Here is a 23,963-nt window from a genome sequence, read left to right as displayed (position 1 = left end):
TTATGCCAATTGAAAAAACCAATTATCGAATTCAAAAACGTCTCTAAAGTTTTTGAAGACAGCAACACCAAGGTTCTCAAAGACATTAACTTTGAGTTGGAAGAAGGAAAGTTTTACACTCTTTTAGGCGCATCTGGTTCAGGAAAATCAACCATCCTAAACATCATTGCAGGTTTGCTGGATGCGACGACAGGAGATATTTTGCTGGATGGGGTACGGATCAACGACATCCCAACCAACAAGCGAGACGTCCATACGGTTTTCCAATCCTATGCCTTATTTCCACATATGAATGTGTTTGAAAATGTTGCCTTTCCTCTCCGTTTGCGTAAGATTGACAAGAAAGAAATCGAGCAACGCGTAACGGAAGTTCTCAAGATGGTTCAGTTGGAAGGTTATGAAAAACGTTCCATCCGTAAACTCTCTGGAGGACAACGCCAGCGTGTGGCCATTGCCCGTGCCATCATTAACCAACCTCGTGTGGTTTTGTTGGATGAGCCCTTGTCAGCGCTGGACTTGAAATTGCGAACAGACATGCAGTACGAACTGCGTGAATTGCAACAACGATTGGGAATTACCTTTGTTTTTGTCACTCACGATCAGGAAGAAGCTCTTGCCATGAGTGACTGGATTTTCGTTATGAACGATGGCGAGATTGTTCAGTCTGGAACGCCAGTGGACATCTACGATGAGCCAATCAACCACTTTGTTGCCACCTTTATCGGTGAGTCCAATATCTTGCCAGGAACCATGATTGAAGACTACTTGGTCGAGTTCAATGGCAAACGCTTTGAAGCGGTTGATGGTGGGATGAAGCCAAATGAACCTGTTGAGGTTGTCATTCGTCCAGAGGACTTGCGTATTACTCTTCCTGAAGAAGGCAAGCTCCAAGTCAAGGTTGATACCCAGCTCTTCCGTGGGGTTCACTACGAGATTATCGCCTACGACGAACTTGGTAATGAATGGATGATCCACTCAACTCGTAAGGCCATTGTGGGTGAGGAAATCGGTTTGGACTTTGAACCAGAAGACATCCATATCATGCGTCTCAACGAAACCGAAGAAGAGTTCGATGCTCGTATCGAAGAATACGTAGAAATCGAAGAGCAAGAAGCAGGTCTGATTAACGCGATCGAGGAGGAAAGAGATGAAGAAAACAACCTCTAAACTCTTTGTAGTGCCCTACATGCTTTGGATTGCCCTCTTTGTTCTCGCACCCTTGGTCTTGATTTTCGGTCAATCCTTTTTCAACATTGAAGGCCAGTTCAGTTTAGAAAACTATAAATCTTACTTTGCATCACAAAACTTGACCTATCTTAAAATGAGTTTTAACTCAGTGCTCTATGCGGGGATTGTCACCTTGGTAACACTGCTCATCAGCTATCCAACAGCCCTCTTTTTGACTCGTCTCAAGCACCGTCAACTCTGGCTCATGCTGATTATCCTGCCGACATGGATTAACCTGCTCCTCAAGGCCTATGCCTTTATCGGGATTTTTGGTCAGAATGGCTCTATTAACCAATTTTTTGAATTTATCGGAATCGGTTCGCAGCAGTTGCTCTTTACTGATTTCTCCTTTATCTTTGTCGCAAGCTATATCGAGCTTCCCTTTATGATTTTGCCGATTTTCAATGTCTTGGATGATATGGACAACAATCTTATAAATGCCAGCTATGACCTCGGTGCGACCAAGTGGGAGACCTTCCGTCATGTCATCTTCCCCCTTTCTATGAACGGGGTAAGAAGTGGGGTTCAGTCGGTCTTTATCCCTAGTTTGAGTCTTTTTATGTTGACACGTTTGATCGGGGGGAACCGCGTTATCACGCTGGGAACGGCTATTGAGCAGAACTTCCTGACCAATGACAACTACGGTATGGGTTCAACCATCGGTGTGATCCTCATCCTGACCATGTTCATCACCATGTGGGTGACCAAGGAAAGGAGAGAACGATGAAAAAATTTGCCAATCTCTACCTAGCCTTCGTCTTTATCATCCTTTATTTGCCAATTTTTTACTTGATTGGCTATGCCTTTAATGCTGGTGATGATATGAACAGTTTTACCGGCTTTAGTTTGAGCCATTTTAAAACTATGTTTGGTGATGGCCGTCTCATGTTGATTCTCACCCAGACCTTTTTCTTGGCCTTTCTGTCAGCCTTGATTGCGACCATTATCGGGACTTTCGGTGCCATCTATATCTACCAGTCTCGTAAGAAATACCAAGAAGCCTTTCTTTCACTCAATAATATCCTCATGGTTGCGCCTGACGTTATGATTGGTGCCAGCTTCTTGATTCTCTTTACCCAGCTTAAGTTTTCACTTGGCTTTTTGACGGTTCTATCTAGTCACGTGGCCTTTTCCATCCCTATCGTGGTCTTGATGGTCTTGCCTCGTCTCAAGGAGATGAATGATGACATGATTCATGCGGCTTATGATTTGGGGGCCAGTCAATTTCAGATGTTTAAGGAAATCATGCTCCCTTATCTGACTCCGTCTATCATTGCAGGTTATTTCATGGCCTTTACCTATTCGCTGGATGACTTTGCCGTGACCTTCTTTGTAACAGGAAATGGCTTTTCAACCCTGTCAGTTGAGATTTACTCTCGTGCTCGTAAGGGGATTTCACTAGAAATCAATGCCCTGTCTGCCCTTGTCTTTCTCTTTAGTATTATCCTAGTTGTTGGATATTACTTTATCTCACGTGAGAAGGAGGAGCAAGCATGAAAAAACTCTATTCATTTTTAGCTGGAATTGTAGCAATTATCCTCGTCTTGTGGGGAATTGCGACTCATCTAGACAATAAAATCAATAGCCGAGATAGTCAAAAACTGGTTATCTACAACTGGGGAGACTATATCGATCCAGAACTCTTGGAGCAATTCACAGAAGAAACAGGAATTCAAGTCCAGTACGAGACCTTTGACTCCAACGAAGCCATGTATACCAAGATTAAGCAGGGTGGAACGACCTACGACATTGCCATCCCGAGTGAATACATGATCAACAAGATGAAGGATGAAGACCTCTTGGTTCCACTCGATTATTCAAAAATTGAAGGAATCGAAAATATCGGACCAGAGTTTCTCAACCAGTCTTTTGATCCGGGCAATAAATTCTCTATCCCTTACTTCTGGGGGACCTTGGGAATTGTCTACAATGAAACCATGGTAGATGAGGTGCCTGAGCATTGGGATGACCTCTGGAAACCAGAGTACAAGGATTCCATCATGCTCTTTGATGGAGCGCGTGAGGTGCTGGGACTGGGTCTTAACTCACTCGGTTACAGCCTTAACTCAAAGGATCCTCAGCAGTTGGAAGAGACAGTAGATAAGCTTTACAAACTGACTCCAAATATCAAGGCCATCGTGGCCGATGAGATGAAGGGTTACATGATCCAGAACAATGCTGCTATCGGCGTGACCTTCTCTGGGGAAGCCAGCCAGATGTTGGAGAAAAATCCTAATCTCAAGTATGTCGTTCCGACAGAAGCCAGCAATCTCTGGTTTGATAACATGGTCATTCCAAAAACCGTGAAAAATCAAGATGCCGCCTATGCCTTTATCAACTTTATGTTGAAACCCGAAAATGCTCTGAAAAATGCGGAGTATGTAGGCTATGCAACGCCAAATAACACAGCCAAGGAACTGCTCCCAGAGGAGACCAAGGAAGACAAGGCCTTCTATCCAGACGCTGATACCATGAAAAACCTAGAAGTTTATGAGAAGTTTGATCATAAATGGACAGGCAAATACAGCGACCTCTTCCTACAGTTTAAAATGTATCGGAAGTAGGAATTAAATGTAAGAAAACGAATCAGTCAAGCTGGTTCGTTTTTTAAAAAATAGAAGGCAATTTTTATAACGGTATCTTTAGATATTCTAGTTGCTTATTTGCTTGCCTAGTAGTATACTAAGCTTAACCTTACAGAAAGCGGTAACAAATAATGAAACTGTCTACTTTTTTCAAAAAATTTTTTTGGCCAGCCTTTTTGACTGTTCAGCAAACTGTTATACTATTCTCTCTAAAGGATGGTTTGGATCGACAATACCTAACAACTGATTCCATACATTTGGTGATAGGGTTCTTTATATTTGTAAATATTTTCGAAGCTATCTTTAACAATTCAAAACTTTGGAATAAAAGTTGGGATAAAAAGAGTGATGGCAGTAAGAAAAAATATATCCTGAAAAAGTAATCGGAGATGTAGGGAATGGGTCTGATTCAATGGAGATGATTTCCAGTTGACGCAAGCTTAAAAAAACGATATAATAATAAAGTTGAGAATTGATTTTCAGTTGTCTTAGTCCAGAGAAATGGCGGTGCTGCGAGCCATCTAAGGTGGGAAGTCTTGCTACTCAATCAAACAATTGCATAAGAATAAGAGAATGACAAGTTCATTGAATGAAGGTGGTACCGCGGTTTTTCGCCCTTCGTGATATGGACTTGTCTTTTGATTTTTGGAGGTGTTTATGAAGACATTTCTCGTGAAACAAAAGTTTCGTCTTGGAGGCGAACGCTTCGATATCAAGGATGATAGAGGAGTAGTGAACTATCAGGTGGAGGGTTCTTTCTTCCAAATCCCTAAGACCTTTACCATCTATGACGCTTATGGTGAACAAGTTAGTGAGATTAGTAAAGAATTTTTCACCTTACTTCCTCGCTTTACTATTCAGTTACGAAATGGTTCCAATTTCGTCATTCGTAAGAAGTTGACCTTTTTTCGAGATAAGTATGAGTTTGATGATTTAGGGCTTCGTATCGAGGGCAATATCTGGGATCTGAATTTCAAATTGCTAGATGATCGTGATCAGCTTGTTGCCGAGATTCGGAAAGAGATTTTCCATTTGACCTCAACTTACACCGTAACCGTCTATGAAGACTCTTATGCAGACCTGGTCATTTCCCTCTGTGTCGCGATTGACTATGTGGAGATGCTGGAAAGCCAATCAAATTAAACAAGTAAATAAGGAGATATTATGAAACAACTATCTAGTGCTCAAGTTCGCCAAATGTGGCTAGATTTCTGGGCAAGCAAAGGCCACTCTGTAGAACCATCAGTCAGCTTGGTTCCTGTAAACGACCCAACTCTTTTGTGGATCAACTCTGGGGTAGCCACTCTTAAGAAATATTTTGACGGAACTATCAAACCTGAAAATCCACGTATTACCAATGCCCAAAAGGCTATCCGTACCAACGACATCGAAAACGTAGGGAAGACTGCTCGTCACCATACTATGTTTGAAATGTTAGGGAACTTCTCCATCGGGGACTACTTCCGTGATGAGGCTATCACTTGGGCTTATGAGCTTTTGACAAGTCCTGAATGGTTTGATTTCCCAGCTGAAAAACTCTACATGACCTACTATCCAGAAGATAAAGATTCTTACAACCGCTGGATTGAAGTAGGAGTGGACCCAAGCCACTTGATCCCAATCGAAGACAATTTTTGGGAAATCGGTGCTGGACCTTCTGGACCAGATACAGAGATTTTCTTTGACCGTGGAGAAGCCTTTGACCCAGAAAACATCGGTCTTCGCCTGCTTACAGAAGATATCGAAAACGACCGTTACATTGAAATCTGGAACATTGTATTGTCACAATTTAACGCTGACCCTGCTGTTCCTCGTAGCGAGTACAAGGAATTGCCACACAAAAACATCGATACGGGCGCTGGTTTAGAGCGTTTGGTAGCGGTTATCCAAGGGGCTAAGACAAACTTTGAAACAGACCTCTTCATGCCGATCATCCGTGAAGTTGAGAAATTGTCTGGGAAGGTTTACGATCAAGATGGCGACAACATGAGCTTTAAGGTCATCGCAGACCACATCCGTTCTCTTTCATTTGCCATCGGTGATGGTGCCCTTCCAGGAAATGAAGGTCGTGGTTATGTCCTTCGTCGTCTTCTCCGTCGTGCTTCCATGCATGGTCAAAAATTGGGTATCAATGAGCCTTTCCTTTACAAACTCGTTCCAACTGTTGGAAAAATCATGGAAAGCTACTACCCAGAAGTCCTTGAAAAACGTGACTTTATCGAGAAAATCGTTAAGAGCGAGGAAGAGTCATTCGCTCGTACCCTTCATTCAGGTCAACACTTTGCAGAGACCATTGTAGCTGATTTGAAAGAAAAGGGTCAAAGCGTTATCGCTGGGCAAGATGTCTTCAAACTATACGACACTTACGGATTCCCAGTGGAATTGACAGAAGAAATCGCTGAAGAAGCTGGTATGACTGTAGACCGTGAAGGCTTTGAAGCAGCCATGAAAGAACAGCAAGAACGAGCGCGTGCGTCAGCTGTTAAGGGTGGCTCAATGGGTATGCAAAATGAAACCCTACAAAACATCACAGTGGAGAGTGTCTTTAACTATGAAGCATCTCAATTGTCTTCTAAATTAGTGGCAATCGTAGCTGAAAACGCTGAAGTTGAAGCTGTTTCAGAAGGAACTGCCTCTCTGATCTTTGCTGAGACTCCATTCTACGCTGAAATGGGTGGACAAGTAGCTGACCACGGCCAAATCTTGGATGCTAAAGGAAATGTCGTAGCGACTGTAACGGACGTGCAAAAAGCACCAAACGGACAAGCTCTTCATACTGTTGAAGTTCTTGCACCACTTGCTTTGAACCAAGAATACACATTGGCCATCGACACCAATCGTCGTCTTCGTGTCATGAAGAACCACACGGCGACTCACTTGCTTCACGCTGCCCTTCACAATATCCTTGGGAACCATGCGACACAAGCAGGATCTCTTAATGAAGTTGAATTCCTTCGCTTTGACTTTACTCACTTCCAAGCAGTAACTGCTGAAGAATTGCGTGCGATTGAACAGCAAGTCAACGAAAAAATCTGGGAAGCTCTTGAAGTTAAGACAGTTGAAACGGATATAGATACTGCCAAGGAAATGGGAGCTATGGCCCTCTTTGGTGAGAAATACGGTAAGGAAGTCCGTGTTGTTACTATCGGTGACTACTCTATCGAGCTTTGTGGTGGTACCCACGTTGGCAACACTTCTGAGATTGGTCTCTTCAAGATTGTTAAAGAAGAAGGGATCGGCTCAGGAACTCGCCGTATCTTGGCAGTGACTGGTAAGGAAGCATTTGAAGCCTACCGCGAACAAGAAGACGCTCTGAAAGCCGTCGCAGCAACCTTGAAAGCACCTCAACTCAAGGAAGTGCCTCACAAGGTTGAAGGACTTCAAGAGCAACTCCGTCAATTGCAAAAAGAAAATGCAGAGTTGAAGGAAAAAGCCGCAGCCGCAGCTGCTGGCGATGTCTTCAAGGATGTGAAGGAAGTCAACGGACACCGTTACATTGCAAGCCAAGTTTCTGTATCAGATGCAGGTGCCCTTCGTACCTTTGCGGATAACTGGAAACAAAAAGACTACTCTGATGTGCTTGTCCTAGTTGCCGCTATCGGTGACAAGGTGAACGTTCTTGTAGCTAGCAAGACAAAAGATGTGCATGCAGGTAATGTGATCAAAGAATTGGCACCAATCGTCGATGGACGTGGTGGTGGTAAACCAGACATGGCCATGGCAGGAGGAAGCAACCAAGCTAAAATCCAAGAACTCTTGGATGCAGTAGCTGGTAAATTGTAATCAAGTAAAGATCTATCCATTTGGGTAGGTCTTTTTGTGCATACAAAAAAAGCCAAATCCAGTCGGATTTGGCTTGTAACGGATAGGTTTATTTTGCTGCCCAGACACTGACTGAACCTGCTGCTACTGGAAATTCTCCATAACCTTCAGCATTGATCGTAACTTGTGCTGGATGATTTTCAAGGAGATCAACAAAGGTTTGGTCAGCCCATTCTTGCCCGACAAACATAGACTTGCTGTTTTCTTGATCATTTGAGATAAGAACAGCGATTGGGGATTGATGTTCAGCACCTGAACGAACCCAACCGACACAGTTGGCATCGTCAAAGTAGTCTGTTTGCTCTCCATAGGCCCTGTCTTTTCGGATGGCTAGGAGACGATCAAGAACTTCTTTGAAATCTTGTTGGGCGTATTTTCCTGAGATACCGTAGTAGTCTCCGTAAAAAACACATGGAAGCCCATCTTGACGTAATAGAATGAGGGCATAGGCTGCTGGTTTGAACCATTCTTCAACAGTAGACTCAAGGGCTTGACCTCTTTGGGTATCGTGGTTGTCGACAAAGGTTACAGCCTTGTCAGGCTTGAGTTCAACCAAGCTATTAGTAAAGATAGTACGAAGGTCGTAGCTTGCTCCAGCCTGACTAGCTTCAAAGAGGTTTTGGTGGAGGCGAACATCGACAAGGTCAAAACGTTCTTCTGTTTTCTCGAGATAGTCTAGATTGGCTTCTTTATCTGGATTCCAAAATTCAGCAAAAACATAGAAATCCTCGCCGTATTTCTCCTTCATATCACGGATAAAATTCCTCATAAAGAAGGAGTCGATGTGCTTAACGGCATCCAAGCGGAAACCAGCTACACCCGTCGTTTCCATAAACCAGTCAGCCCAGTCATAGATGTTTTGGATGACTTCAGGATGCTTAAAGTCTAGGTCAGCATACATGAGGTAGTCGTAGTTACCGTTTTCGTTATCGACCAATTCCTCGTTGGCCCAACCCTTGTTGTCTCCTTGGATCAGGTAAATACCAGACTTGCGGCGTTTGGCATCGTAGTCCGTACCTGTGAAGTGGTACCAGTGCCAGTGGAAGTCATTGTAGGTGTCTTGGCGACCATCGAAGGTGAAGTGAGTCCAGCCATTGATAGTAAAGGGCTCGCTTAGTTGAACGGTACGGTCCTCAGGGTCCACTTCAATAACCTGAAAGGCTTCCATGTGATCAGCAGCAGCCTTGTGATTGAGGACTACATCCGCCATAGGTTGAATTCCCTTTACCTTTAGGGCTTGAATGGCTTGAAGATAATCTTCTTTAAACCCATACTTGGTGCGGACAGTCCCTTTTTGGTTAAATTCACCTAGGTCAAAAAGATCATAAACGCCATAGCCTACATCTTTTTCGTTGGTTGCCTTGAAGGCAGGTGGCATCCAGACATGACTGATACCAAGATTTGCTAGGTGTTCTGCGTCATCTGCCAATCTCGTCCAGTGTTGGCCGTCGTGAGGCAGATACCACTCAAAGTATTGCATAAGTGTCTGATTTTGCATTGTTTTTCCTCTTGCTTATCAATGTTGTGTTTTATTCTACCATAAAGTTTAGAACTAGGCAAACGTTTGCGCAAGATTCTATACTCATTTATGATTTTGTCTATTTTTAGCGCGTGGAAACTCTCCTTCCATTACAAGGGAAAGGATGTTTTGGTGAAAAAGTAAATTGAGTAAACTTATATTAACAAAAATGACACTTAATAAACTAAAGTACAGATGGTTAAACGGTTTCTTTTTTGAGAATTGTCATAAAATTTGCTATAATAGTAGCTATGAATAGAATTAGGGTCAGCAGACGTGTTGAAAAAAAGCTAGCTAAGGGTCTAGTTCTTTTGGAAGCAAGCGATTTAACAGATATTGATCTGACGGATCAGGAAGTAGAAGTTCTTACTCAAGACGGGAAGTTTTTAGGGAGTGCCTATCTTTCTCAGCAGAACAAGGGCATTGGCTGGTTGGTCAGCAAGGAAAAGGTTGGTTTCAACCAAACCTTCTTTGAAGCTCTGTTTCGTAAGGCTAAGGAAGCTAGAAATTCTTATTATCAGGATGACTTGACAACTGCCTTTCGTCTCTTTAATCAAGAGGGGGATGGTTTTGGTGGTCTGACTATTGATCTTTACGGAGATTATGTGGTTTTTTCTTGGTACAACTTTTATGTTTATCAGATTCGTAAGTTGATTATAAAGGCTTTCAAGGAAGTCTTTCCTGAAGTTTTGGGAGCCTATGAAAAGATTCGTTTTAAAGGTCTAGATTACGAGTCTGCTCATGTTTATGGTGAGAAAGCGCCAGACTACTTTACTGTTCTTGAGAATGGCGTACTCTATCAGGTCTTTATGAATGATGGTTTGATGACAGGTATTTTCCTAGATCAGCACGAGGTTCGTGGGAGTTTGGTAGATGGTTTAGCCCTGGGTAAATCCTTGCTCAATATGTTTTCCTATACAGCTGCCTTTTCAGTTGCTGCAGCTATGGGAGGCGCGAGTGAGACGACTTCTGTCGACTTGGCAAAACGGTCGAGAGAGCTGTCAGAAGCTCATTTTCAGGCAAATGGACTTAGCACAGACAACCATCGTTTTATCGTTATGGACGTTTTTGAGTATTTCAAGTATGCCAAGCGAAAAGGCTTGACTTACGATGTGATTGTCCTGGATCCGCCTAGCTTTGCTCGCAATAAAAAACAAACTTTTTCTGTAGCTAAGGACTATCACAAGCTGATTTCCCAAAGTCTAGAGATTTTAAATCCGGGAGGCATTATCATTGCCAGTACCAATGCTGCCAATGTTTCCCGTCAGAAATTTACAGAACAAATTGATAAAGGTTTTGCAGGAAGAAGGTATCAAGTCTTAAACAAATACGGACTTCCAGCAGACTTTGCCTATAATAAAAAAGATGAAAGCAGTAATTACCTTAAGGTGATTAGCATGAAGGTAACTAAATGAAATTAGTCGTTTCAGTAATGCCAAGAAGTTTAGAAGAAGCGCAAGAACTAGATGCCACGCGTTACGTCGATGCCGATATCATCGAGTGGCGTGCAGACTTCCTCGCAAAGGAAGCTATTTTACAGGTAGCACCTGCAATCTTTGAGAAGTTCGCAGGCCGCGAATTGGTCTTTACCCTTCGCACGCGAGCTGAGGGAGGAGAAATCGAACTGTCTTCTGAAGAGTATGTTCAAATCATCAAGGAAGTCACTCAACTTTATCAACCAGACTATGTGGATTTTGAGTACTTCAGCTACAAGGATGTATTTGAGGAAATGTTGGATTTTCCAAATCTCGTTTTGAGTTACCATAATTTCCAAGAGACACCTGAAAACATGATGGAGATCCTGTCTGAGTTGACCAGTCTTTCTCCTAAAGTGGTCAAGGTATCTGTCATGGCCCATACGGAGCAGGATGTTTTAGACCTGATGAACTACACACGAGGATTTAAAACACTCAATCCTGAACAAGAGTACGTGACCATTTCCATGGGGAAAATGGGCAAGGTATCGCGTATCACTTCAGATGTGACGGGTTCAAGTTGGTCATTTGCTAGTCTAGATGAAGCGAGTGCCCCAGGTCAGATTTCATTGGCTAACATGAAAAAAATCAGGGAGATTTTGGATGAGGCTTGATGGCTACACACGTATGGCAGCTGTCGTTGCAAATCCCATTAAACACTCTATTTCACCATTTATCCACAATAGTGCCTTTGAAGCTACAGCTACCAATGGTGTCTATGTGGCTTGGGAAATCGAAGCGGGTGATTTGGCAGAAACAGTCGCTAATATTCGCCGTTACCAGATGTTTGGGCTCAATCTCTCCATGCCGTACAAGGAGCAAGTGATTCCTTATCTGGATGAGTTGAGTGATGAGGCTCGTTTGATTGGGGCGGTGAATACCGTTGTCAATGATAATGGCAATTTAATTGGATATAATACAGATGGCAAGGGATTCTTTAAGAGCTTGCCTTCTTTTACAATTTCAGGTAAAAAGATGACCATACTAGGAGCAGGTGGAGCAGCCAAGGCTATTTTGGCACAGGCTATTTTGGATGACGTCAGTCAGATTTCAGTCTTTGTTCGTTCAGCTTCGATAGAAAAAACAAGACCTTATCTAGACAAGTTACAGGAGCAAACCGGCTTTAAAGTGGACTTGTATGCTTTAGAAGATGTTTCTGAACTGCAAGAAAAGATTGGCAAGTCGGACCTGCTCGTCAATGCCACTAGTGTGGGGATGGATGGCCAGTCGTCACCAGTTCCGACAAGTATAGTCTTACCTGAAGAACTATTGCTGGCCGATATTATTTACCAACCCTTTGATACGCCATTTTTGAAATGGGCCAAAAGTCAGGGCAATCCAGCGGTCAATGGTCTTGGAATGTTGCTCTATCAAGCTGCTGAAGCTTTTCAACTGTGGACAGGTAAGGAAATGCCGACTGAAGAGATTTGGAAGTCCTTAAAAGAAAAATACCAATAATGAAAAGGAGAACCACCTATGAAAATCAGAATCGATATTCCGCATCATCCTTATGACATTCAGATTGAAAAAGGTTGTCTATCACAAGCAGGTCAATGGTTGCGAGAACTCTGGCAACCGCAAAAAGTGGTTATCGTAACAGACAACCGCGTGGCCTCACTCTACGCGGAGAAGGTCAAGCTTAGCCTAGAAGATGCTGGTTTTCAGGTAGCCGTTTTTGACTTTTTAGAAGGTGAAGGACGGAAAAATCTGACTACTGTTCAGAAAGTCTATGAATTTCTAGTCAAGCAAGGTCTGACTCGTAGCGATGGGATTGTGGCCCTTGGTGGTGGTGTCGTTGGGGACCTGGCTGGCTTTGTAGCTTCTACCTATATGCGGGGCATTCACTTTGTTCAGATTCCGACTAGTTTGACAGCCCAGGTAGATTCTTCTATCGGTGGTAAGACGGGTGTTAATACTCCTTTTGCTAAAAATATGGTGGGAACCTTTGCCCAACCTGACGGGGTTCTGATTGATCCGCTTGTCCTAGAAACGCTTGGAAAAAGAGAGCTGATTGAAGGGATGGGTGAGGTCATCAAGTATGGCTTGATTGAGGATGTGGAGCTATGGGCTCTCTTGACGGAGTTAGATGGTTCTGTAGAAAGCATTTTGGAACATGCAGAGACTTTGATTGAACATTCTTGTCAGGTGAAGCGCAAGATGGTAGTCGAGGATGAGTTGGACAATGGTATCCGCCTTTACCTCAATTTTGGGCACACCATTGGCCATGCCATAGAAGCAACGGCAGGTTATGGAAAAGTCATGCATGGAGAGGCTGTTGCTATGGGAATGGTGCAGATTTCCAAGGTTGCTGAGGAGAAAGGCCTTATGCCAGAAGGAATGACCCAGTCCATCACAGCTATGTGTCAGCAATTTGGCTTGCCAGTCGAGTATGAAAACTGGGATGTTGAAAAGCTTTATCAGGCTTTGACTCATGACAAGAAAGCGCGTGGGAACACCTTGAAATTGGTCTTGGTGCCAGAGCTTGGTTCGGCAACCATTCACCCTGTTTCCCTAGAAGAGATGAAAGACTACTTGGTAAAATAAGGAGAGCCTATGAGATATTTAACTGCAGGAGAATCACACGGCCCCCGTCTGACAGCTATCATTGAAGGAATTCCTGCTGGACTTCCTTTGACAGCAGAGGTCATCAATGAAGATTTGAAACGTCGTCAGGGTGGATATGGTCGTGGTGGTCGTATGAAAATTGAGAGTGACCAGGTTGTCTTTACCTCGGGTGTTCGCCATGGGAAGACGACTGGGGCTCCCATTACCATGGATGTTGTCAATAAGGACCACCAAAAATGGCTGGATATCATGTCTGCGGAGGACATTGAAGAGCGTCTTAAAAGCAAACGAAAAATTACCCATCCTCGGCCAGGTCATGCCGACTTGGTAGGTGGCATTAAGTACCGTTTTGATGACTTACGAAATTCTTTGGAGCGGTCATCTGCCCGTGAAACCACCATGCGAGTTGCAGTTGGTGCAGTAGCCAAACGTCTCTTGGCTGAACTTGATATGGAGATTGCCAACCACGTTGTGGTCTTTGGTGGCAAGGAAATCGATATTCCTGAAAATCTAACCGTCGCTGAAATCAAGCAACGAGCTGCCCAGTCTGAAGTTTCTATTGTCAACCAAGAACGGGAACAGGAAATCAAGGACTACATTGACCAAATCAAACGTGACGGTGATACCATCGGTGGGGTTGTGGAGACAGTCGTCGGAGGCGTTCCAGTTGGCCTCGGTTCCTATGTTCAATGGGACAGAAAATTGGATGCGCGATTGGCCCAAGCAGTTGTTTCTATCAATGCCTTTAAAGGGGTGGAATTTGGTCTTGGATTTGAAGCTGGTTACCGCAAAGGCAGCCAAGTCATGGACGAAATTCTCTGGTCTAAAGAAGAGGGCTATACTCGCCGTACCAATAATCTAGGTGGTTTTGAAGGTGGTATGACTAATGGTCAGCCCATCGTTATCCGTGGTGTCATGAAACCCATTCCCACACTCTACAAACCTCTCATGAGTGTGGATATCGAAACCCACGAACCTTACAAGGCAACCGTGGAGAGAAGTGATCCGACCGCCCTTCCAGCAGCTGGGGTAGTCATGGAAGCCGTTGTAGCAACGGTTCTGGCACAAGAAATCCTTGAAAAATTCTTATCAGATAATCTAGAAGAATTAAAAGAAGCGGTGGCTAACCACCGAGAATATACAAAGAACTATTAAGGAGTTCCTATGGCAAAAACCATCTATATCGCAGGTCTCGGTTTGATTGGTGCTTCGATGGCGCTCGGTATCAAGCGTGATCATCCGGACTATGAAATTTTAGGTTATAATCGCAGTCAGTCTTCGAGAGACATTGCCTTGAAAGAAGGTATGATTGACCGTGCGACGGATGATTTTGCCAGTTTTGCTCCTCTGGCAGATGTCATCATTCTGACCTTACCAATCAAGCAGACCATTGCTTTTATTCAGGAGTTGGCAATGTTAGACTTGAAAGAAGACGTCATTATTTCAGATGCAGGTTCGACCAAGTCAGCTATTGTGGATGCAGCGGAGAAGTATTTGGCTAGCAAGCCTGTTCGATTTGTCGGGGCCCATCCCATGGCTGGTAGCCACAAAACAGGAGCTGCCTCTGCGGATGTTAATCTCTTCGAAAATGCCTACTATATCTTCACACCTTCGAGCCTGACAAGTCCTGACACACTTGAGGAAATGAAGGATCTGCTTTCAGGCCTTCATGCTCGTTTTATCGAGATTGATGCCAAGGAGCATGATCGGGTGACTTCTCAGATTAGCCATTTTCCTCATATTCTGGCTTCCAGTCTCATGGAGCAGACGGCTGTTTATGCTCAAGAACATGAGATGGCAAGGCGCTTTGCGGCGGGTGGTTTTCGAGATATGACTCGGATTGCGGAGAGTGAGCCAGGTATGTGGACTTCTATTCTCTTGTCCAATCGTGAAACTATCCTAGAGCGAATTGAGGACTTCAAGGAGCGCCTAGATGAGGTTGGACAAGCTATTAGCAAGGGTGATGAAAACCAAATATGGAACTTTTTCAATCAAGCGCGTGAGCAACGGCAGGCTATGGAAATCCATAAGCGTGGTGGTGTGGATAGCTCTTACGACCTCTATATCGATGTTCCCGATGAAGAAGATGTCATCTTGCGGATTTTGGAATTGCTACGTGGAACTTCCTTGGTTAACATCCACATCAACGAAGAAAACCGTGAGGATATTCACGGGATTCTACAAATTTCCTTTAAAAATACTCAAGATCTGGAACGAGCTGAGCGCTTAATTTCAGAAAATACGGACTACACAGTCGTTATCAAATAAGGAGATAATCATGTCAAATATTTACGATAGTGCAAATGAACTCAGTCGCGGGTTACGCGAATTACCAGAATACAAGGCGGTTAAGGCAGCAAAAGATGCCATCCAAGCTGATGAACAAGCTAGCAAGATTTTTGCAGACTACCTCGCCTTCCAGCAAGAAATCCAAGTCATGGCGCAAACTGGACAAATGCCAGATGCCTCTTTCCAAGAAAAGATGCAGTCCTTCAGTAAGCAAATCCAAGAGAACGCTCTTTTGTCAGATTTCTTTGCCAAACAGCAACAATTGTCCATTTACCTTTCAGACATTGAAAAAATTGTCTTTGAACCTGTTTCAGAATTATTGAAATAGTATTTTATCTGTATAAAAGCCAGAAATTTCAGGAATTTCTGGCCTTTTTGTGATAAAATAAGAAAAAGTGTTGCAAGTATGAGGTCAACTATGAAACTAAAAACAAACATTCGCCACTTACATGGCAGTATCCGGGTTCCAGGTGACAAGTCTATCAGCCATCGTTCGATTATTTTTGGTAGTTTGGCTGAGGGAGAGACCAAGGTTTATGATATTCTGCGTGGAGAGGATGTGCTCTCAACCATGCAGGTCTTTCGTGACCTTGGTGTTGAAATTGAGGACAGAGATGGGGTTATTACCATTAAAGGTGTTGGAATGGATGGCTTAAAAGCGCCGCAAAACGCCTTGGATATGGGGAATTCTGGCACCTCGATTCGCCTGATCTCAGGCGTTCTTGCTGGTGCAGACTTCGAAGTAGAAATGTTTGGAGATGATAGTCTTTCCAAACGTCCTATGGATCGTGTGACGATTCCATTGAAAAAAATGGGGGTTAGCATTTCAGGGCAAACAGAGCGAGACCTGCCTCCCCTTCATTTAAAAGGGACGAAAAACCTAAGACCTATTCAGTATGAATTGCCAATCGCCTCTGCTCAAGTTAAGTCTGCCTTGATATTTGCAGGCTTGCAGGCTCAGGGGGAGTCCGTGATTATCGAGAAAGAATGTACTCGTAACCACACCGAAGATATGCTACAACAATTTGGTGGCCATTTAAGTGTGGATGGCAAGAAAATCACAGTCCAAGGGCCACAAAAATTGACAGGACAAAAGGTTCTTGTTCCAGGAGATATTTCCAGTGCAGCCTTTTGGTTGGTCGCAGGTTTGATTGTGCCAGATTCTCGTGTAGTACTGCAGAATGTGGGCATTAACGAAACTCGCACTGGAATCATTGATGTCATTCGCGCCATGGGAGGGAAATTGGAAATAACTGAAATCGATCCAATCTCTAAATCTGCTACCTTAACTGTCGAGTCTTCAGACCTCAAAGGAACAGAGATTGGTGGCGCTTTGATTCCACGTTTGATTGATGAATTGCCCATTATTGCCCTTCTAGCGACACAAGCGCATGGTGTAACGGTCATTAAGGATGCTGAAGAACTTAAGGTTAAGGAAACTGACCGCATTCAGGTGGTGGCAGATGCTTTAAATAGTATGGGAGCGGATATCACTCCTACAGCAGACGGGATGATTATTAAAGGGAAATCAAGCCTTCATGGCGCTAGAGTCAATACTTTTGGTGACCATCGTATCGGCATGATGACAGCCATCGCGGCCCTCTTAGTTGCAGATGGAGAAGTGGAGCTTGACCGTGCAGAAGCCATCAATACCAGCTATCCTAGCTTCTTTGATGATTTGGAGAGCTTGATTCATGGCTAAGGTATTACTCGGATTTATGGGAGCTGGCAAGTCGACAATCGCTAGAGGCTTGGACCCAGACTACATCGATACGGATGCCTTAATTGAGGAACGTTTGGGCATGTCCATTGCGAATTTTTTCGCTGAAAAGGGAGAAGTGGCCTTTCGTCAAGTAGAGTCAGAAGTCCTAGCTGACTTACTAAAAACGGACCGAGTTGTGTCAACTGGCGGAGGAGTTGTCATTTCTCAGAGAAATCGCGACTTGCTCAAAACCAATCCTGATAACATCTACCTAAAAGCAGATTTTGAAACCCTCTACCAACGTATCGCAGCTGATAAGGACCATCAGCGTCCGCTCTTTCTTAACAAAAGTAAGGAAGAACTGGCAACTATTTTCCAAGAAAGACAAGCTTGGTATGAGGAAGTAGCCAGTCGGGTTCTAGATGTGACCAAGTTAAGCCCAGAGGAAATTATAGAGGAACTGAGATGAAAATTGCCTATCTAGGTCCCAAGGGATCTTTTTCGCATCATGTTGTGCAGACAGCCTTTCCCAAAGAGGAATTGCATGCCTTTGCCAATATCACAGATGTTATCAAGGCCTATGAACAGGGCTTGGTGGACTATTCTGTGGTACCAGTTGAAAACTCCATTGAAGGTAGTGTCCATGAAAGTTTGGATTACCTTTTTCACCAGGCTCGCATCCAAGCAGTTGCAGAAATCGTTCAACCCATTCACCAGCAACTGATGGCAGTTCCTGGTCATACTAAGATTGAGAAGATTTTTTCTCATCCTCAGGCTCTGGCTCAAGGAAAGAAATTCATCGACAAACACTATCCAGAGGCTAAAATAGAGGTAACCGCCAGTACTGCCTATGCAGCTCGCTTTATTTCGGAACATCCAGACCAGCCTTATGCAGCCATTGCTCCTAGAAGTTCAGCTGAAGAATATGGCTTGGAATTAATTGCCGAGGATATTCAGGAAATGGAAGCCAATTTCACACGTTTCTGGGTGTTAGGGGCAGAGATACCGATGATCCCTTTGAAGCCACAAGCTGAAAAGATGAGTTTGGCCTTGACCTTACCAGACAACCTACCTGGTGCTCTTTACAAGGCACTTTCGACCTTTGCTTGGAGAGGGATTGACTTAACAAAGATTGAGAGTCGCCCCCTTAAAACAGCCTTGGGAGAATACTTTTTCATTATCGATGTAGACTATAGTGATAAAGGACTGGTTCATTTTGCCAGACAAGAACTAGAAGCCATTGGAATCCAGCACAAGATACTAGGAACCTACCCGATTTTTACCATAACTGATATAGAAAAGGAGAGTTAATGAGCAAAGAAAATCCTTTAAGTCATCACGAGCAGTTACGTTATGACTATCTCTTCAAGAATATTCATTATCTAAATGACCGTGAACGGAGGGAGTTTGACTATCTGCAACAAAAAATGACAGGTCCCAAGTCTGAAGTTTACCATTTCTACCAAGAAGAAAAAGAAGAAACTTGGGGTAGAGATATTGATCTCCCGACTTATGGCAGTAGAAGTCGATCTAAGAAACGTGAAAAGGTAGCCCCTCTACCTAAAGTCAAAAATAAAAGAAGAAAAATTCGCTTCAAACGAATACTGACTTGGTTCTTGCTGTTGATTACCTGTGTGGTTGCAGGGATGATTTTTATGTTCCTTCGCGGTTTCCAGTCAGCGACTTCTACCAATAAGCCAGCTGATGCAAAAGCAGCACAAGTACAGGTGTTTAATGGTCAAGATACTAAAGACGGGGTGAATATCCTAATCATGGGGACAGATGGTCGGATTGGTCAAAATAGTGCGGAGACACGTACCGACACAATCATGGTACTGAATGTCAGTGGATCGGATAAGAAGATCAAACTAGTCAGCTTTATGCGTGACAACTTAGTTTATATTGACGGGTACAGTAAGATTGTAAATGGCCAGAAACAGACGGATAACAAACTAAATGTTGCCTATGAACTTGGGGAACAAGAAGGGCAAAAAGGGGCTGAAATGGTCCGCAAGGTTCTAAAAGACAACTTTGATTTGGATATTAAGTACTATGCCCTAGTGGATTTCCAAGCCTTTGCAACTGCTATTGATACGCTATTTCCTGATGGGGTGACTATAGACGCTAAGTTTTCAACGTTAAATGGCCAGCCTCTAACAGAAGCTACAGTTGGAGATGACCTACATGCAACAGCAACGGAATCACCAACTCAAACGATTAAAGTTGGGAAACAGCAGATGAATGGCTCCACCTTGCTCAATTACGCTCGCTTCCGTGATGATGATGAAGGAGACTATGGTCGTACCAAACGTCAGCAGCAAGTCATGTCAGCTGTTCTTGAGCAAATCAAGGATCCAACCAAACTCTTTACAGGATCAGAGGCACTTGGAAAAGTCTTTGGAATGACCTCAACCAATCTACCTTATACCTTCCTGCTGACTAATGGTTTGTCAGTTATCGAAGGCGCACAGAATGGTATCGAAAGATTGACAGTGCCAGAACTTGGCGATTGGGTAGATGCTTATGATGTCTACGGAGGACAAGGTCTACTTGTCGACCAGAACAAATACCGGACTAAACTCGCCCAAATGGGAATGAGATAATATGTAAATAAATAAAAATCAAAGCTTCATTCACTGGTAAAAATGGTGGATTGGGCTTTGATTTTTTACGGTATCTGATGGATTTTTAAGGCTTTTTTATGGTATAATAAAACGATATAACTCGTTATTGGACAGAAGAGGAGAGACATGAGTGATTTGAAAGCGATTCAGGCTCGTAGTCTGGAAATGGCTGAATATTTCGTCGCATTTTGTAAAGAACATAATTTGTTATGCTATCTCTGTGGTGGAGGAGCGATTGGTGCCCTTCGCAACAAGGGCTTCATTCCTTGGGATGATGACCTAGATTTTTTCATGCCTCGCAAGGACTATGAAAAGTTAGCCGAACTATGGCCTCGTTATGCAGATGAGCGTTATTTCTTGTCAAAGAGTCACAAGGATTTTATAGACCGTAACCTTTTTATTACTATTCGTGATAAGGAAACAACTTGTATCAAGCCTTATCAGCAGGATTTGGATTTGCCACACGGTTTGGCCTTGGACGTTTTGCCTTTGGATTATTATCCTAAAAATCCAGCTGAGCGCAAGAAACAAGTCCGCTGGGCTTTGATTTATTCACTCTTTTGCGCCCAAACTATCCCAGAAAAGCATGGTGCCATCATGAAATGGGGAAGTCGTATTTTACTCGGTTTGACTCCTAAATCTCTACGTTATCGCATTTGGAAAAAAGCTGAAAAAGAAATGACCAAGTATGGTCTGGCTGAGAGCGATGGAATCACGGAATTATGCTCAGGTCCTGGCTACATGCGAAACAAATATCCAATCGCATCTTTTGAAGACAATCTTTTCTTGCCATTTGAAGGAACTGAGATGCCCATTCCAGTCGGTTATGATGCCTATCTCAGCACTGCTTTTGGGGACTATATGACACCGCCACCAGCGGACAAGCAGGTACCACATCATGATGCGATTATAGCGGACATGGACAAGAGCTACACAGAGTACAAGGGAGAATTTGGAGCATGATGGGAGAAAAAATAAGCGTTATCGTTCCAGTCTACAATGTAGAAGCCTATCTGGAGCGATGTGTGGAGTCGATTCTTCAACAGACTTATGCCCATTTTGAGTTAATCCTAATCAATGATGGTTCTACTGATTCCAGTGGACAGATCTGTGATCACTTAGCATCTCGGCATGAGAATATCAAGGTTTATCATATCGAAAATGCTGGAGTCTCAAATGCGAGAAATATGGGAATTCAGCTAGCGACGGGTGCTTGGGTTACCTTTATTGATAGCGATGATTTCGTTACTAAAGATTATCTGGAAATCTTGATTGGTGCAGTTGATGATAAGGAGTCCGTAGGATTTACAATCGCTCCTCTGCACCATATTAAAAACGGCATTTTGACAGACTTACCTCCTCATTCTGGAAAAAAAGAAATCTGGTCAACAGAAGAAACCATGAAGGAATTACTGATGACCACTAGAACGTCATTTTTTCCAGTCGCTAAACTGTTTAAGAGAGACCTGCTTGCGGATGAAAAGTTTAATACAAATTATCATCTAGCTGAAGATGCCTTATTTCTAACTGAACTGCTACTAAAGACAAGATGTAGTAGCGTATTTATTGACAAACCTGTTTATTATTATGATCATCGTGAGGGAAGTGCAACAACATCTGTTAATCAGCATGTATTTGACACGGTAGAAGTTTATCAGCAAATAATCGCTCAAGTATCACAAGTCTTTCCTGATTTAAAACCTGAATTAAAAAATAGAGAATGTTGGTCGTACATCACAGTTTACGATAAAATTATCTTTACTTCATCTGAACAGTATCAAAAGGAGAAAGCTGAGTTGAGGACTTGGATTGTTCAGCATCGACGCGAAATATGGAAGGATGCTTATTTCACTACTTTTCGCAAGGTAGCGATCCTTTCACTTGTCATTTCTCCATGGCTATATAAGAAAATTGTTGGATTAAAAAACTAATATCATGAGAAGGAGTTGAAAATGAATTTTTCAAAAATGGATGAATACTTTGAAAAATCAAAACTATGGATTGCATATCTATTTGTTTTTATTTCGATTTTAAGTATGAGTTCACTGGTTTATAAGGTAGCAAATCCAATCTATAAGGGATTGTCAGCGATTGTTGTACTTTATATTTGCTACACATTGTTGTTTAAGTGGAAACAGATTACAGTAGATCGAAAGTTTTTGGCCTTATTTGGCTTGTTATCTGGGAGTCATCTGCTATCGGCAGTATTCAATCGCTCTGGACATTTGATTGGAAATGTGATTGAAATCCTTTTCATGGTAACCTATGTTTTATTATTTACCATGTTACAATCGGGGCAACTTAAAAAATTATTTGACTGGATTGCCTATACGGTTCAAATTGTATCTTTTTCTTCAGCAATTTTTGCGTTTGGTTTATTGATAAGTAGAGTCCTTATCCTATTTAAAATTGGCGAGCAATCTTATTATTATGGTGTCATGAATGGACGTCTGTGGGGGATTGTCAATCCTAATGCTAGTGCGATATTTTCATACATTAGCATTATTTTAGCTATGTATCTGATCCATAAAGGAAGTAAATATTCTGTATATCTTAAACTGAACAATGTGATTCAATTAGTATACTTTGCTACTATGCAAAGTCGAGGAGCCTTACTTTCTTTACTCCTTATGATTGGACTTTATAGTTTCTTTGCTACTAGAGGAAGTCTCATTAAACGATTTCTTACTTTTATTGTTGCTGGTTCGCTGGTTACTGCTACCAACATTGGATTAAGCTATGCAACTTCAATTTATATCTCATCTGAAACTGCGACTGTTTTTGACTTAAATAAAGGACAGTCCTACGCTGAGACAGATTCGTCTGTTACCAAGAAGAATGGTGAACTCCATTTAATTGAAACAACACCAAGTGGTAGGACCTATATTTGGAAAAATGCCATTAAGATGGGAAGTGCCAAACCAATTTTTGGTTACGGTGTACGTAATGTCCCGGATTACTATACAGAATATTTCAGTAAATTTGAGATTCAAAACTCCCTTATCGGTGGGAATTTTCATAACATTCTTGTGACCATATTTGTCAGTTCGGGAGTTCTAGGCTTAGTATCCTTCCTTCTTATACTGGGCTATGTCATCAAGCGCTTTTTAACGTATTTGATTGTTTCCAAGAAAAATACTGATAAATTGATCATGATTCTTTTCTTCGGAATCTTGTTTGGTCAATTATTTGAAAGTCAGATTATGTATTCAACCAACTTTATTAATATCATCTTCTGGCTAGCGATTGGTTATGGACTCGTAGTCTGCAAACGAGATGAAGGAGTTCGGTACCAAGAAGTAACAGATGTCAATGAAATTCAACAGATGGAACTTGGAATCATGGAGTACATTCATGAGGTTTGTCAGAAAATTGGTGTCAAGTATTTCTTAGCATATGGAAGTCTAATTGGTGCTGTTCGCCATAAAGGTTTTATTCCTTGGGATGATGACATGGACATCTGCATGCTAAGAGAAGACTATGAGAAACTACAAGATTACCTTATCGCTCATCCTGATGAGCGTTACGAGGTCATGTCTTATAAAAATAATCTCAACTATGTCTATCCTTTTATGAAAGTGCAGGATAACCATACCTACTTGCTAGAAGAAGATGTACGAATTGATTCCAATATGGGAATCTATGTGGATATTTTCCCTGTAGATGGTTATGAAGATGATGCAGATTTTAAAAACAAAATGACGAAACTCATAAAGAAACGTCAATTAAGTTGTTACACTTTTAAAGGAATTACCAACACGAAAAGTCTACTAAATTCTTTAATTCGTTATATTTCTGTTGTCATTTTCTATTTCACAAATACGAATAAATATGTTGAGCAAATTGATGAGCTTGCTAAATCTAGAGCAGTTGCTGACTATGAGCAAGTTGACTATTTGATTTACAAGGATATGAATAAGCCAGTTTGGAAACGTGAGTGGTTAGAACAAGTGATTGTGGGAACATTTGAAGGTAAGGAATTTATGATTCCAAAAAACTACCATGAAATTTTGACCTCTGACTATGGAGATTACATGCAATTGCCCCCTCTTGAACAGAGAGTATCTCACCATGATTTCAAACTGTGGAAAATCACTAAAAGTTCTAAGTAAGCAAATCACAGTTAGAAATCGTTTAAAAAATTAGTCGAAATTA

General features: G+C 42.4%; 22 protein-coding genes. 21 read left to right on the top strand and 1 reads right to left on the bottom strand.

Annotated elements, in window-relative coordinates; genetic code table 11:
• The first annotated feature begins 9 nt into the window (after positions 1-9).
• The 7 genes from ACVBD2_RS07055 (at position 10) to alaS (ending at position 7,595) form a co-directional block, all read left to right on the top strand.
• A complete protein-coding gene (locus ACVBD2_RS07055; protein WP_125398694.1) occupies positions 10-1,167 on the top strand; it encodes an ABC transporter ATP-binding protein in 1,158 nt (385 codons plus the stop codon).
• Positions 1,148-1,954 carry an ABC transporter permease gene (locus ACVBD2_RS07050; RefSeq protein ID WP_125398693.1) on the top strand — a complete coding sequence of 269 codons (807 nt, stop codon included), beginning with the start codon at positions 1,148-1,150 and terminating at the stop codon, positions 1,952-1,954. The genes ACVBD2_RS07055 and ACVBD2_RS07050 overlap by 20 nt, the downstream gene beginning before the upstream one ends.
• The gene (locus tag ACVBD2_RS07045; protein ID WP_000712716.1) at positions 1,951-2,724 is read left to right on the top strand and encodes an ABC transporter permease; all 774 of its coding nucleotides are present in this window, start codon (positions 1,951-1,953) and stop codon (positions 2,722-2,724) included. Before ACVBD2_RS07050 ends, ACVBD2_RS07045 begins: the two co-directional genes overlap by 4 nt.
• The gene (locus tag ACVBD2_RS07040; protein ID WP_125398692.1) at positions 2,721-3,791 is read left to right on the top strand and encodes an ABC transporter substrate-binding protein; all 1,071 of its coding nucleotides are present in this window, start codon (positions 2,721-2,723) and stop codon (positions 3,789-3,791) included. The genes ACVBD2_RS07045 and ACVBD2_RS07040 overlap by 4 nt, the downstream gene beginning before the upstream one ends.
• A 152-nt stretch (positions 3,792-3,943) precedes the next feature.
• The gene (locus tag ACVBD2_RS07035) at positions 3,944-4,195 is read left to right on the top strand and encodes a hypothetical protein (protein WP_461685485.1); all 252 of its coding nucleotides are present in this window, start codon (positions 3,944-3,946) and stop codon (positions 4,193-4,195) included.
• Positions 4,196-4,469: 274 nt separating this feature from the next.
• The gene (locus ACVBD2_RS07030; protein ID WP_033585627.1) at positions 4,470-4,955 is read left to right on the top strand and encodes an LURP-one-related/scramblase family protein; all 486 of its coding nucleotides are present in this window, start codon (positions 4,470-4,472) and stop codon (positions 4,953-4,955) included.
• Between the two features lie 21 nt (positions 4,956-4,976).
• Positions 4,977-7,595 carry an alanine--tRNA ligase gene (gene alaS, locus ACVBD2_RS07025; RefSeq protein WP_461685484.1) on the top strand — a complete coding sequence of 873 codons (2,619 nt, stop codon included), beginning with the start codon at positions 4,977-4,979 and terminating at the stop codon, positions 7,593-7,595.
• Between the two features lie 88 nt (positions 7,596-7,683).
• On the opposite strand, the gene ACVBD2_RS07020 is transcribed toward alaS, so the two are convergent.
• On the bottom strand, positions 7,684-9,132 hold the full coding sequence (locus tag ACVBD2_RS07020; protein WP_461685483.1) for an alpha-amylase: 1,449 nt from the start codon (positions 9,130-9,132) through the stop codon (positions 7,684-7,686).
• A 272-nt stretch (positions 9,133-9,404) separates the two neighbouring features.
• Here ACVBD2_RS07020 and ACVBD2_RS07015 point away from each other — a divergent pair, with 272 nt between their 5' ends.
• The 14 genes from ACVBD2_RS07015 (at position 9,405) to ACVBD2_RS06950 (ending at position 23,920) form a co-directional block, all read left to right on the top strand.
• Positions 9,405-10,568, top strand: coding sequence for a class I SAM-dependent rRNA methyltransferase (locus tag ACVBD2_RS07015; RefSeq protein WP_461685482.1), 1,164 nt, complete (start codon positions 9,405-9,407; stop codon positions 10,566-10,568).
• A complete protein-coding gene (gene aroD, locus ACVBD2_RS07010; RefSeq protein WP_461685481.1) occupies positions 10,565-11,242 on the top strand; it encodes a type I 3-dehydroquinate dehydratase in 678 nt (225 codons plus the stop codon). Before ACVBD2_RS07015 ends, aroD begins: the two co-directional genes overlap by 4 nt.
• A complete protein-coding gene (locus ACVBD2_RS07005) occupies positions 11,232-12,086 on the top strand; it encodes a shikimate dehydrogenase (protein WP_461685480.1) in 855 nt (284 codons plus the stop codon). The genes aroD and ACVBD2_RS07005 overlap by 11 nt, the downstream gene beginning before the upstream one ends.
• 18 nt (positions 12,087-12,104) lie before the next feature.
• Positions 12,105-13,172, top strand: coding sequence for a 3-dehydroquinate synthase (gene aroB / locus ACVBD2_RS07000; RefSeq protein ID WP_125448567.1), 1,068 nt, complete (start codon positions 12,105-12,107; stop codon positions 13,170-13,172).
• A gap of 9 nt (positions 13,173-13,181) precedes the next feature.
• A complete protein-coding gene (aroC, locus tag ACVBD2_RS06995; protein ID WP_125448566.1) occupies positions 13,182-14,348 on the top strand; it encodes a chorismate synthase in 1,167 nt (388 codons plus the stop codon).
• Between the two features lie 9 nt (positions 14,349-14,357).
• Positions 14,358-15,461, top strand: coding sequence for a prephenate dehydrogenase (locus tag ACVBD2_RS06990; RefSeq protein ID WP_125448565.1), 1,104 nt, complete (start codon positions 14,358-14,360; stop codon positions 15,459-15,461).
• Between the two features lie 10 nt (positions 15,462-15,471).
• Positions 15,472-15,810 (top strand): YlbF/YmcA family competence regulator, encoded by a 339-nt coding sequence (locus ACVBD2_RS06985; RefSeq protein ID WP_000065973.1) that lies wholly within the window; start codon positions 15,472-15,474, stop codon positions 15,808-15,810.
• A 90-nt stretch (positions 15,811-15,900) separates the two neighbouring features.
• Entirely contained in the window at positions 15,901-17,184 is a 1,284-nt protein-coding gene (aroA, locus tag ACVBD2_RS06980) for a 3-phosphoshikimate 1-carboxyvinyltransferase (RefSeq protein WP_125448564.1), read from the top strand.
• Entirely contained in the window at positions 17,177-17,653 is a 477-nt protein-coding gene (locus ACVBD2_RS06975; protein WP_125448563.1) for a shikimate kinase, read from the top strand. The genes aroA and ACVBD2_RS06975 overlap by 8 nt, the downstream gene beginning before the upstream one ends.
• Positions 17,650-18,495: a prephenate dehydratase gene (gene pheA / locus ACVBD2_RS06970; protein ID WP_125448562.1), complete on the top strand. Its 846-nt coding sequence runs from the start codon at positions 17,650-17,652 to the stop codon at positions 18,493-18,495. The genes ACVBD2_RS06975 and pheA overlap by 4 nt, the downstream gene beginning before the upstream one ends.
• Positions 18,495-19,787 carry an LCP family protein gene (locus ACVBD2_RS06965; protein ID WP_125448561.1) on the top strand — a complete coding sequence of 431 codons (1,293 nt, stop codon included), beginning with the start codon at positions 18,495-18,497 and terminating at the stop codon, positions 19,785-19,787. The genes pheA and ACVBD2_RS06965 overlap by 1 nt, the downstream gene beginning before the upstream one ends.
• A 147-nt stretch (positions 19,788-19,934) precedes the next feature.
• Positions 19,935-20,771 carry a LicD family protein gene (locus ACVBD2_RS06960; RefSeq protein ID WP_084948814.1) on the top strand — a complete coding sequence of 279 codons (837 nt, stop codon included), beginning with the start codon at positions 19,935-19,937 and terminating at the stop codon, positions 20,769-20,771.
• The gene (locus ACVBD2_RS06955) at positions 20,768-21,739 is read left to right on the top strand and encodes a glycosyltransferase family 2 protein (RefSeq protein ID WP_461685479.1); all 972 of its coding nucleotides are present in this window, start codon (positions 20,768-20,770) and stop codon (positions 21,737-21,739) included. Before ACVBD2_RS06960 ends, ACVBD2_RS06955 begins: the two co-directional genes overlap by 4 nt.
• A gap of 21 nt (positions 21,740-21,760) precedes the next feature.
• A complete protein-coding gene (locus ACVBD2_RS06950) occupies positions 21,761-23,920 on the top strand; it encodes a LicD family protein (protein WP_268709263.1) in 2,160 nt (719 codons plus the stop codon).
• The last annotated feature ends 43 nt before the right edge of the window (positions 23,921-23,963 follow it).

It is taken from the genome of Streptococcus sp. KHUD_018, assembly GCF_054861215.1.
Note: the sequence above shows the minus strand (reverse complement) of the source record. Positions and strands in the feature narration are given on the sequence as shown.

Coding starts and splice junctions, on each gene's coding strand:
- ACVBD2_RS07050 (WP_125398693.1), top strand. CDS start 1,148: ATGAAGAAAACAACCTCTAAACTCTTTGTAGTGCCCTACATGCTTTGG.
- ACVBD2_RS07045 (WP_000712716.1), top strand. CDS start 1,951: ATGAAAAAATTTGCCAATCTCTACCTAGCCTTCGTCTTTATCATCCTT.
- ACVBD2_RS07040 (WP_125398692.1), top strand. CDS start 2,721: ATGAAAAAACTCTATTCATTTTTAGCTGGAATTGTAGCAATTATCCTC.
- ACVBD2_RS07035 (WP_461685485.1), top strand. CDS start 3,944: ATGAAACTGTCTACTTTTTTCAAAAAATTTTTTTGGCCAGCCTTTTTG.
- ACVBD2_RS07030 (WP_033585627.1), top strand. CDS start 4,470: ATGAAGACATTTCTCGTGAAACAAAAGTTTCGTCTTGGAGGCGAACGC.
- alaS (WP_461685484.1), top strand. CDS start 4,977: ATGAAACAACTATCTAGTGCTCAAGTTCGCCAAATGTGGCTAGATTTC.
- ACVBD2_RS07020 (WP_461685483.1), bottom strand. CDS start 9,132: ATGCAAAATCAGACACTTATGCAATACTTTGAGTGGTATCTGCCTCAC.
- ACVBD2_RS07015 (WP_461685482.1), top strand. CDS start 9,405: ATGAATAGAATTAGGGTCAGCAGACGTGTTGAAAAAAAGCTAGCTAAG.
- aroD (WP_461685481.1), top strand. CDS start 10,565: ATGAAATTAGTCGTTTCAGTAATGCCAAGAAGTTTAGAAGAAGCGCAA.
- ACVBD2_RS07005 (WP_461685480.1), top strand. CDS start 11,232: ATGAGGCTTGATGGCTACACACGTATGGCAGCTGTCGTTGCAAATCCC.
- aroB (WP_125448567.1), top strand. CDS start 12,105: ATGAAAATCAGAATCGATATTCCGCATCATCCTTATGACATTCAGATT.
- aroC (WP_125448566.1), top strand. CDS start 13,182: ATGAGATATTTAACTGCAGGAGAATCACACGGCCCCCGTCTGACAGCT.
- ACVBD2_RS06990 (WP_125448565.1), top strand. CDS start 14,358: ATGGCAAAAACCATCTATATCGCAGGTCTCGGTTTGATTGGTGCTTCG.
- ACVBD2_RS06985 (WP_000065973.1), top strand. CDS start 15,472: ATGTCAAATATTTACGATAGTGCAAATGAACTCAGTCGCGGGTTACGC.
- aroA (WP_125448564.1), top strand. CDS start 15,901: ATGAAACTAAAAACAAACATTCGCCACTTACATGGCAGTATCCGGGTT.
- ACVBD2_RS06975 (WP_125448563.1), top strand. CDS start 17,177: ATGGCTAAGGTATTACTCGGATTTATGGGAGCTGGCAAGTCGACAATC.
- pheA (WP_125448562.1), top strand. CDS start 17,650: ATGAAAATTGCCTATCTAGGTCCCAAGGGATCTTTTTCGCATCATGTT.
- ACVBD2_RS06965 (WP_125448561.1), top strand. CDS start 18,495: ATGAGCAAAGAAAATCCTTTAAGTCATCACGAGCAGTTACGTTATGAC.
- ACVBD2_RS06960 (WP_084948814.1), top strand. CDS start 19,935: ATGAGTGATTTGAAAGCGATTCAGGCTCGTAGTCTGGAAATGGCTGAA.
- ACVBD2_RS06955 (WP_461685479.1), top strand. CDS start 20,768: ATGATGGGAGAAAAAATAAGCGTTATCGTTCCAGTCTACAATGTAGAA.
- ACVBD2_RS06950 (WP_268709263.1), top strand. CDS start 21,761: ATGAATTTTTCAAAAATGGATGAATACTTTGAAAAATCAAAACTATGG.